The organism is Gemmiger formicilis, assembly GCF_016900095.1.
Classification (GTDB): domain Bacteria; phylum Bacillota; class Clostridia; order Oscillospirales; family Ruminococcaceae; genus Gemmiger; species Gemmiger formicilis_A.
The window spans coordinates 1-8,942 of the sequence record NZ_JACJJP010000049.1 but is presented as its reverse complement, the minus strand read 5'-3'; the positions used below and the strand labels follow the sequence as shown (position 1 = coordinate 8,942).

Genomic DNA, 8,942 nt, shown 5'->3' with positions numbered 1-8,942 from the left:
CAAGTGCGGTCTGTACACCAGCTTTGCGGTCACCGGCCGTCTGGTGCTGACCCCCGGCGCCCGTCAGCCCTTTGAGATCAACGCCGAAAACCGGGAAGGAAGAGCCAAAAAATTTCAAAAAAGGTCTTGCAACACGCCCAAAAATATGCTAGTATAATTTGTACTGTTATGGGTCAACCAAGGAGGTGGAACGAATGCCTAACATTAAATCCCAGAAGGACCGCGTGGTGCAGGCCAAGAAAGAGGCTATGCACAACAAGGCCATCAAGACCAGCCTGAAAACAGTGATCAAGAAGGCAGACGCTGCCATCGACAGCAATGCTGCTGACAAGGACGCCGTCATCCGCGCGGCCGTCTCTGCTATTGACTCCGCCAAGAGCAAGGGTGTCATTCACAAGAACACTGCTTCCCGTAAGGTCAGCCGCATGGCCAAGCGCAACAACAAGGTCAACGCTGCGCAGTAATTTCCAGCAAGAACAATTCCCGCCTCAGGGCTTCGGCCCCGGGGCGGGAATTTTCGTTTGTCCGTTTTTCAGCTCTGGTCCCGGCTTTTGCCCGCCAGGGCGGCCAGCAGGGCAAAGACCAGGCTGGCCGTGACCCCGCCGGAAGCGGCACACAATCCGCCAGTGAAGGCGCCGGGCAGACCGGTTTCGTCCACGGCGCTGCGCACCCCCTGGGCCAGCAGATGTCCGAACCCCAGCAGAGGCACGCTGGCCCCCGCCCCGGCCAGGTCGGCCAGGGGCTGGTACAGTCCCGCCGCGCTGAGAATCACCCCCGCCACCACATACCCGGTGAGGATGCGGGCGGGGCTCAGGGCGGTATAATCCAGCAGCAGCTGGCCCACCACGCAGATGGCCCCGCCGATCACAAATGCCCACAGATAATTCATCCGTCCTTCTCCCCTTTCGGTGTGCCCAGCTCCACCGCGTGGGCGATGCCGGGAATGCTTTCCCCCTGCAAAAAGGTGGTCTGGCTCATCAGCGCCCCGGTGGACAAAAAAAGCACCCTCTTCCATTCTCCCCGCTGCAGCCGGGGCAGTACTCTTGTACACAGCACCGCGGCGCTGCATCCCGGCCCGCTGCCGCCGGCCTGCACTTCCTGGCGGTCGGTGTCATACAAAAGGCAGCCGCAGTCCCAATGGTTGGATAGGTCATAGCCTTCCCGGTACATCTGGGTCCGGAGCAGCTCACTGCCTACCTTGCCCAGATCCCCGGTGAGGATGGCGTCGAAATCCTGGGGCGTGGCGTCAAAGGCGTGGAAGTAGGCCAGCAGGGTGGAAGCCGCCGCCGGCATCATGGCCGCGCCCATATTGTTGATGTCGTGCACTCCGTAGTCCTGCACCCGGCCGAAGGTCACCGACAGCACCGGCACCCCCGCCGCCCCTGCCGGGCGCAGCAGGCAGGCCCCGGCGGCGGTGGCCGTCCACTGGGCGGTGGTGGTGCGCTTTCCGCCGTAGGTCAGCGGGGTGCGGAACTGCCGTTCAGCGGCGCAGAAGTGGCTGCTGGTCAGGGCCAGGGTGCGCTCGCTGTACCCCGCCCCCGCAAAGGCAGCGCTCAGACAGAGGGCTTCGGCCATGGTGCTGCAGGCGCCGTACAGCCCGGCAAAAGGCACCCCCAGCCACCGCATGGCGTAGTTGCTGGCGGTGCACTGGGCCTGCAGGTCCCCGGCAAAGGCCAGGGTAACCTCCCGGGCCGAGATGCCCGCCTTGCGCAGGCAGAGTTCGGCGCACTTGGTCTGCAGCATACTTTCGGCGCTCTCCCAGCCGGAACAGTTTTCCGCGGCGAAGGAGCTGTCCTCCACCAGCAGGTCAAACCCGGCAGCCAGGGGGCCCTCCCCTTCCCGCTTGCCCCCCACCGCGGCCCAGGCCGCAATGACCGGAGGCTTTTCAAACACCAGGGTATCTTTGCGACGGATGGACATGGTTCACCCTCCCTTGCTCATGGCCCAGTAGAGGATGCCCCACACCCAGCTGGCCAGGGTGCCAAAGGCCAGCACCGGCCCCGCAATGCCGAAGATGTGGGCGCCGATGCCGGTGACCCAGCCTTCGGTCTTGAACTCGATGGCCGGGCTGACCACCGAGTTGGCAAACCCGGTGATGGGCACCAGGGTGCCCGCCCCTGCCCGGGTGGCCAGTTTCTGGTACCAGCCGAAGAGGGTGGCCACCGCCGAGGTAAAAATCAGGGTGATGCTGGTCAGGGTGCCGGCCATCTCGGCGTCGTACCAGGTGAGGTAGGTCTGGCGCAGCATCTCCCCCGCCAGGCAGATGCCGCCGCCCACAAAGAACGCCCACAGGCAGTCCTTGCCCACGGGCGAGTGAGGCAGGGCCTGCCGCACCATCTTGTCGTAGCTTTTGGGGTCCAGTTTCACGGGAACACTTCCTTTATAAAAGGTGGATATTCCCAGTATGCCCTCAGCCCCCGTAAAATATTACGTTGCCGCGGTAGTAGGGTTCCGGCACCGTGAGCTTGTAGATGCGGCGCAGGTCAGCATTCACCTGCTCGTCGGTGACGGGACCGCCGCAGGGCAGTGCCAACACCAGGTACCGCACCCCAAACAGCCGGCTTTCCATGGCGGTGACGCGGGCCCCCGCCCGCAGATAGAACCCGATGCGCCGTCGGGCCGCCGCCGGGTCGGGGGCTTCGGCGGGGTGCTCGCACTCGATGATGAGGGCGTCCCTTTGCCCCGCATAGTGGTCGGCCAAGGCTTTCAGCGCCGCCGTGCCGGTGCCGTGGCCCCGCCGGTCGGGCAGCACCGCAAAGTAGTCCAGCAGGGCGCAGCGGCACCCGGGCATCACCGTCTGGAAGGCGTAGGCCGCCAACGCACCGGTGGTGCCGTCCAAAAGGACCAGCGGTTCGTACCAGCCCTTCGCCATCATCCGGGCCATGCCGTCGTAGGGTTTGAGCTCTTCCGGCGGAAAATCCTTTGTCATCCAGCGGTCATACACGTCTTTCGTCTGTGCCGCGTCCAGCGGCAAAAGCTGCAGGTTCATACAAAGCGCCCCTTTCCAAGCTGCGTGGGATGCGGTATAATACAACTATCTTGAGCAGGAGGATTCCGAATTATGGAGTGGACCGATATTACCATCACCGTGCCCCAGAAGTACGCCGACACGGCCGAAGCCATTGCCACCATGGTGGCCAACGGGGGCATTTATATTGAAGATTACAGCGACCTGGAACAGCAGGCCTGGGAGATTGCCCATGTGGACCTGATTGAGCAGGATCTGCTGGACCAGCCCCGTGACATTGTGAAGGTGCACATGTACCTGGCCCCCGACGAAAACCTGGCCGAGGTGCTGCCCCTGTTCCGGGAGCGGCTGGATGCTTCCGGCATTGAGTATACCCTTTCCACCACCGGTGTGGAACAGGAGGATTGGCAGAACGCCTGGAAAAAATACTATCACGCCATGGACATCGGCCAGCGGCTGGCCATTGTGCCCGGCTGGGAGGAATACCAGACCGACCGCACCGTGATCACCATGGACCCGGGCATGGCCTTCGGCACCGGCACCCACGAGACCACCTCCCTGTGCCTGGAGGTGCTGGACGCCCGCGTCAGGGGCGGCGAGCGGATGCTGGACATCGGCACCGGGTCGGGAATTCTGGCCATTGCGGCCCTGAAACTGGGCGCCGCCCAGGCCGAGGGGGTGGACATCGACCCCATGTGCGTGCGCACCGCCGGGGAGAACGCCCAGCGCAACGGGGTGCAGGACCGGTTCAAGGTGCTGGTGGGTGACCTTTCGGACAAAGCCAGCGGCGTGTACAACATCATCACCGCCAACATTGTGGCGTCGGCCATTCTGTCCCTGGCGCCCCATGTGCCCGCCCTGATGGCCCCCGGCGCGGTGTTCATCGCTTCCGGCATCATCGACACCCGCAAGGACGAGGTGCTGGAAGGGCTGCGGGCCGCCGGGCTGGACCCCTTTGAGGTACACGAAAAGCGCGGCTGGGTGTGCATTGTCTGCCGCAAGGAGGGCTGAGGGATGCCCCACCGCTATTTTACCCGGGAGGTCGCCGACGGCCGGGCGGTGCTCAGCGGCACCGACGCCCACCATCTGGTGCATGTGATGCGGGCGGGCATCGGGGACGAGGTGGTTCTGTGCGGGCCGGATGCCCTGGAATACACCGGCCGCATCGAGAGCATGGAGGGAGACCGGGTGGTGTTCACGGTGAGCGAGGGCTATCCCAGCACCGCCGAACCCCGTACCAAGGTAACCCTGTACGCTGCCTACCCCAAGCAGGGCAAGCTGGAGGAGGTCATCCGCCACGGGGTGGAGCTGGGCGTGACCCGGGTGGTACCCTTTTTCAGCCGGTACTGTGTGGCCGCCCCCAAAAAGGAGGAGGCCAAGAACGAGCGGTACAACCGCATTGCCGCCGAAGCGGCCAAGCAATGCGGCCGGGGACTGATTCCGGAGGTGGGCATGCCGCTGCCGGATTTTGCTTCGGTCTGCGCCCAGTTCGGCCAATATGACCTGGTGCTGTTTTTCTATGAGGGCGGCGGACGGTCTTTGCGGCAGGTTCTGGCCGACGCCCCCGACGCCGCCCGCATAGCCCTGGTCACCGGCAGTGAGGGCGGTTTTGCCCCCGAGGAGTCTGCCCTGGCCGCCGATGCGGGCGCGGTGACGGTGGGGCTGGGGCCCCGCATCCTGCGGTGCGAGACGGCCCCCTTGGCCGCTCTGGCCGCGGTGATGACCCTGACGGGGGATCTGGAATAAGAGAAACAAAGGACGGGGGATGCCGGACGGCATCCCCCGTTTTGCATGCCCCCCCGGGCCAATATATGCGGCAGAGGGCGCAATTTTTCAATTGTCGGGGATCAGGCTTCCCGCCCGCGCTGCTGGGACAGGTCCAGTTTCAGCAAACTGGCCTTGAGTTCGGTCAGGCAGGCGTTTTCCACACAGAAGCTGCGAGCCCCCAGGTACATGTATCCGGGCATGGCATCCAGCTGGTTCAGCGGAATGCCGCACAGGGTCACATCGGTGTTGCGGGCCGCAGCGGCATCCAGCACGTCCTGCACCAGCCGCTTGACCACCGTTGTGTCGGTCTTGCGGCGCTCTTCCCGCTCGTTCTGGGGCTGCACATAGATGAAGTTGGCCAGATCGTCCAGGTCAATGTAGAGGAAGTTGGCGCCGTGCTCGATGATCTCGTTGACTTCCAGGGCGGAGGCAGGCACCTCGATCATGCAGCCCACCGGCAGATCCTCGTCAAAGGAGATGCCCTCCCGGCGCAATTCCCGCTTGCACTCCTCAAAGTTGTGCATGCACTCGTCCCAGCCCTGCACGCCGCAGATCATGGGCACCACCACACGCAGCACCCCCGACCCACCGGCCCGGAGCAGGGCTCGCATCTGGGTTTTGTACAGGGAATCCCGGGCGGCCAGGGTCTGCACCGTCTGCACCCAGGGGGCGCCGTCGTCGGCGCCGGGGTCGTACAGACGCACCACCACCGGCCAGCCCTCGGCACTTTCCAGCAGTTTGCGGTATTCGGCCACCTGGCGTTCCTCGTCAAAATTGTTCAGGATCATGGATTCGGTGCGCACCAGGCCGATGCCGCCGTTAGCGCCGTTGTCCAAAGCGGCCCGGATTTCGCTGGGTTCGCTGGAGTTGGCCGACCCCAGAATGACAAAGGTTGTGCCATCCCGGGTGCGGTTGGGCTTGTTGACCAGCGGGTCCGGGCGGTGACGGCGGTGCTGCAGCTGGGCCATGCGTTTGCGGGCCGCTTCGGTCTGCTCGGGGGTAGGGTCCACGATCAGGCTGCTCTTTTCCGCGTCCAGCACCACCGTGTGGCCTTCGGCACTCTTGGCAACCCCCTCGCCCAGCCGGCAAAGGGCCGGTACCCCCATGCCCCGGGCCATGATGGCCGCGTGGCTGGTCACACTGTCCCGGTCGGAGACAAGACCCAGTATCATGCTGCGGTCCAGGCTGAACAGGTCGCTGGGATAGAACAGGTCCGCCGCCAGGATGCTGGGACGGTCCAGCTGCAGCGGGCGGCGGGAACGGCCGTCCAGGATATCCACCACCCGGCGGCAGGCATCGCACACGTCCACGCTGCGTTCCTTGATGTAATCGTCGTCAATGTTGCTGATGCGGCCGGCAAAGATGCGCTCGGCCCGCTCCACAGCGGCGGCGCTGCCCGCCCCCGCGGCGATGTAATCCCCGATTTCGTTGGTGAAGGATTCATCCTCCAGCAGCGCCATCTGGAACAGGAGAATGTCCGCATCCTTGGGGTCCTGAGCGTGCTTGCGCAGCAGGGCCAGTTCATCCTTGGCCAGCACGATGGCGGCGTCGTACAGTGCCCGCTCCTGATAGGGATCGCTGACAATCCGGTGCAGCCCGATCAGGCCGCGGTCAATCCGCGCCACAGGGCCGATGGTAAGTCCGCCGGATGCGGTGGTTCCTGTAAATGTACGCATAGGCTGCACGCTCCTTTCCTGTATACAGCGGCGAAACGGCACCGCCGGACCGGGTATCCCGGAAAATCAGAAGAAATGCATTTCCTGCAAGGTGCGGGACACCAGCGCCGTGACAAAGTCTTCCGGTGCGGCGGCGGCCATGGCGGCCTCGCCGATGGAGTTACCCTCCTCCATGCCCAGCAAAACCCGGAACCGGTCGGCCGGGTCGCGGTCAAAGCTGCCCAGGAAGGTCAAGGCCAGCAGGCGCGGGGTGTAGGGCTCTTCCGGGGGTACGTTCATCTTCTCGGCGGCCAGTTCCAACGGCGCCGAGGCCCCCCGGGTGGGGGCCAGCAGATTCCGGGAGAAAGGCGCCGGATATCCCTTGCGCTGGCGGGCCATGGTTTCGGCCAAAGCCAGGGTGGGCGCCCGGGAGATGGCCGCCGAAAGCTGCTGCTGGTAGGCTGCCGCAAACTTGGCCAGAAAGCCGTCCGGGTCGGGCAGAAGGGCGTAAGCGGTGCCACCCACCCGGCCGAACACCCGCAGGGTGTCCAGATAGCCGATGGCAATGTTGCGCGCCGCCCGCACCCCGTCAAAGTCAAACATAGGGCCCAGGTCCCAGTGGCTGCGGATGACCCGGGTGGGCAGGCCGGTGCGATTGGGCTTGTTGTAGCCCACCCCTTCAATGTCCACCGCCACCAGCTCGGTGGCGCCCATGCTGGCGGCCAGGGACAGGGGCATGTTGTCCCGCCAGCCGCCGTCAATATACTTGACCCCGTCGATGGTGCGGGGCCGCAGCGCCGGAAAACAGGCGCTGGAAGCCATCATGTATTCTTTCAGCCGTCCGTGGGGGATCTGTTCTAGGGGCAGCTGGATGCTCTTCAGGGTGTTCATCTCGGTCATGACCAGCCCGTACCGCACCTTGGCGGCACGGATGGCATCTTCGTCCAGATAACGGTCGATCACATCCCCCAGGGGTTCCAGGTCCAGCCCGCCGCTGCGCACCGTGTCCAGCAGAAAGTTCTGCAGTTCCTCCGGGGTTTTGCCCGCGGGCATTTCCAGCACGCCGTGGATGTCCAGATTCTTCCACAGTTCTTCCGCTTCGGGGATTTTGTCCAGCACAAACAGGGCCGCGTTCAGGCATCCCACGCTGGTGCCGGTGATGATGTCGGGCTGCCAGCCCAGCTCCTTCAGCGCGCGGTATGCGCCGACCTGATAGCTGCCCTTGGCGCCGCCGCCGGCCAGAACCAGTCCCCTGCAGGGTGTGCCCATCTTCATCCCCTCCGTATGGATCCGAAATCAATCGCCCGAAGGCATAAAAATACCACTTTGCTTGGTTGGTATACATTATAGCACGTCTGTGTCAAAAATACTATCGATTTTCGCCTCAATTTACCGTTATTTAACCGTTCTTTCTTTTTGCGGCGCGGCGCTTGCATCCGGACGGACAAGCGTATACAATAAATACCAGAAACTATCGTTGAGGATGGGAGGACCCTTATGAACAGCAAACCGATTCTGGCCGTGATGGCGGCCGGTATGGGCAGCCGGTACGGCGGCCTGAAGCAGATTGACCCGGTGGGCCCCGCCGGCGAGGCCATTCTGGATTACAGCCTGTATGACGCCCGCCGCGCCGGATTTGAAACCGTGGTGTTCATCATCAAGCCGGAAATCGACGAGGCCTTCCGCACCAGCGTGGGCGCCCGGGCCGAAAAAGCCGGCTTTGAGGTGCGCTACGCCTACCAGACGCTGGACAAACTGCCCGCCGGGTTCACCGCGCCGGAAGGCCGTGTGAAACCCTGGGGCACCGCCCACGCCATTCTGTCCGCCGCCGATGTCATCGACGCCCCCTTTGCGGTCATCAACGCCGACGACTACTACGGCCCCCAGGGCTTCCGGCTGATCTACGATCATCTGGCCGGCGCCGAGGCCAAGCCCGGCTCCCCTGCCCCCTGGGCCATGGTGGGCTTTCTGCTGGGCAACACGGTGAGTGCCAACGGGTCGGTTTCCCGCGGGGTGTGCGAACTGGACGAGCAGAACCGCCTGATCAAGGTCACCGAGCGCACCCGCATCGAAACCTATGAGGGCGGCATCCACTACACCGAGGACGACGGCACTTCCTGGACCGATCTGCCCGCCGATGCGGTGGTGTCCATGAATCTGTGGGGCTTCACCCCGGATTTTCTCGACCGTGCCCGGGAAGGCTTTGCCGCTTTCCTGCAGGCCAGCCTGCCGGTGAACCCACTGAAGTGTGAGTACTATCTGCCCAGCGTGGTCACCGCCGCCCTGGAGCACGGCACCGCCGAAGTGACGGTGCTGACCAGTGCCGACCGCTGGCACGGCATCACCTACCGGGAGGACAAACCCGAACTGGTAGAGGCCCTGCGCCGGATGAGCGAGGAAGGGCTGTACCCCAAGGATCATCTGTTCTGAGCATAAAAGAAAAAGCGCCGCCCCGGCAGGAACTTTGAACAGGTCCGTAAAAAGTAGACAATAGACAAAAAACCTCCCCGTGTAGGATAATAGAACTACACGAGGAGGTTTTGCTATGCCCA

Annotated in this window: 10 protein-coding genes; 4 read left to right on the top strand and 6 right to left on the bottom strand. The window is 63.9% G+C overall.

Features of this window, described 5'->3' with window-relative positions; all coding sequences use genetic code 11:
* Window positions 1-194 precede the first annotated feature (194 nt).
* Complete coding sequence (gene rpsT / locus H6B15_RS14690) at window positions 195-464, top strand: 30S ribosomal protein S20 (RefSeq protein WP_204648758.1); 270 nt, start codon at window positions 195-197, stop codon at window positions 462-464.
* A 68-nt stretch (window positions 465-532) separates the two neighbouring features.
* Here the strand turns inward: rpsT and H6B15_RS14685 are convergent, their stop codons facing one another.
* From H6B15_RS14685 to H6B15_RS14670, 4 genes are read right to left on the bottom strand one after another with little or no spacing between them, the layout of a single operon-like run.
* A complete protein-coding gene (locus tag H6B15_RS14685; protein WP_204648757.1) occupies window positions 533-889 on the bottom strand; it encodes a SpoVA/SpoVAEb family sporulation membrane protein in 357 nt (118 codons plus the stop codon).
* A complete protein-coding gene (locus H6B15_RS14680; protein ID WP_204648756.1) occupies window positions 886-1,920 on the bottom strand; it encodes a stage V sporulation protein AD in 1,035 nt (344 codons plus the stop codon). Before H6B15_RS14680 ends, H6B15_RS14685 begins: the two co-directional genes overlap by 4 nt.
* A 3-nt stretch (window positions 1,921-1,923) precedes the next feature.
* The gene (locus H6B15_RS14675; RefSeq protein ID WP_204648755.1) at window positions 1,924-2,367 is read right to left on the bottom strand and encodes a SpoVA/SpoVAEb family sporulation membrane protein; all 444 of its coding nucleotides are present in this window, start codon (window positions 2,365-2,367) and stop codon (window positions 1,924-1,926) included.
* Window positions 2,368-2,410: 43 nt separating this feature from the next.
* Entirely contained in the window at window positions 2,411-2,989 is a 579-nt protein-coding gene (locus tag H6B15_RS14670) for a GNAT family N-acetyltransferase (RefSeq protein WP_204648754.1), read from the bottom strand.
* A gap of 72 nt (window positions 2,990-3,061) precedes the next feature.
* Between H6B15_RS14670 and prmA the strand changes: the two genes are divergently transcribed.
* Window positions 3,062-3,979 (top strand): 50S ribosomal protein L11 methyltransferase, encoded by a 918-nt coding sequence (gene prmA / locus H6B15_RS14665; RefSeq protein WP_204648753.1) that lies wholly within the window; start codon window positions 3,062-3,064, stop codon window positions 3,977-3,979.
* 3 nt (window positions 3,980-3,982) lie between these two features.
* The gene (locus H6B15_RS14660; protein WP_204648752.1) at window positions 3,983-4,714 is read left to right on the top strand and encodes an RsmE family RNA methyltransferase; all 732 of its coding nucleotides are present in this window, start codon (window positions 3,983-3,985) and stop codon (window positions 4,712-4,714) included.
* Window positions 4,715-4,815: 101 nt separating this feature from the next.
* Here H6B15_RS14660 and H6B15_RS14655 read toward each other — a convergent pair whose 3' ends face one another.
* Together H6B15_RS14655 and H6B15_RS14650 are read right to left on the bottom strand one after the other, a co-directional pair.
* Window positions 4,816-6,411, bottom strand: coding sequence for a putative PEP-binding protein (locus tag H6B15_RS14655; protein WP_204648751.1), 1,596 nt, complete (start codon window positions 6,409-6,411; stop codon window positions 4,816-4,818).
* Window positions 6,412-6,477: 66 nt separating this feature from the next.
* Window positions 6,478-7,659, bottom strand: coding sequence for a patatin-like phospholipase family protein (locus tag H6B15_RS14650; RefSeq protein ID WP_243424440.1), 1,182 nt, complete (start codon window positions 7,657-7,659; stop codon window positions 6,478-6,480).
* Between the two features lie 228 nt (window positions 7,660-7,887).
* Between H6B15_RS14650 and H6B15_RS14645 the strand changes: the two genes are divergently transcribed.
* Window positions 7,888-8,820 carry a nucleotidyltransferase family protein gene (locus H6B15_RS14645; RefSeq protein WP_204648749.1) on the top strand — a complete coding sequence of 311 codons (933 nt, stop codon included), beginning with the start codon at window positions 7,888-7,890 and terminating at the stop codon, window positions 8,818-8,820.
* Window positions 8,821-8,942 lie beyond the last annotated feature (122 nt).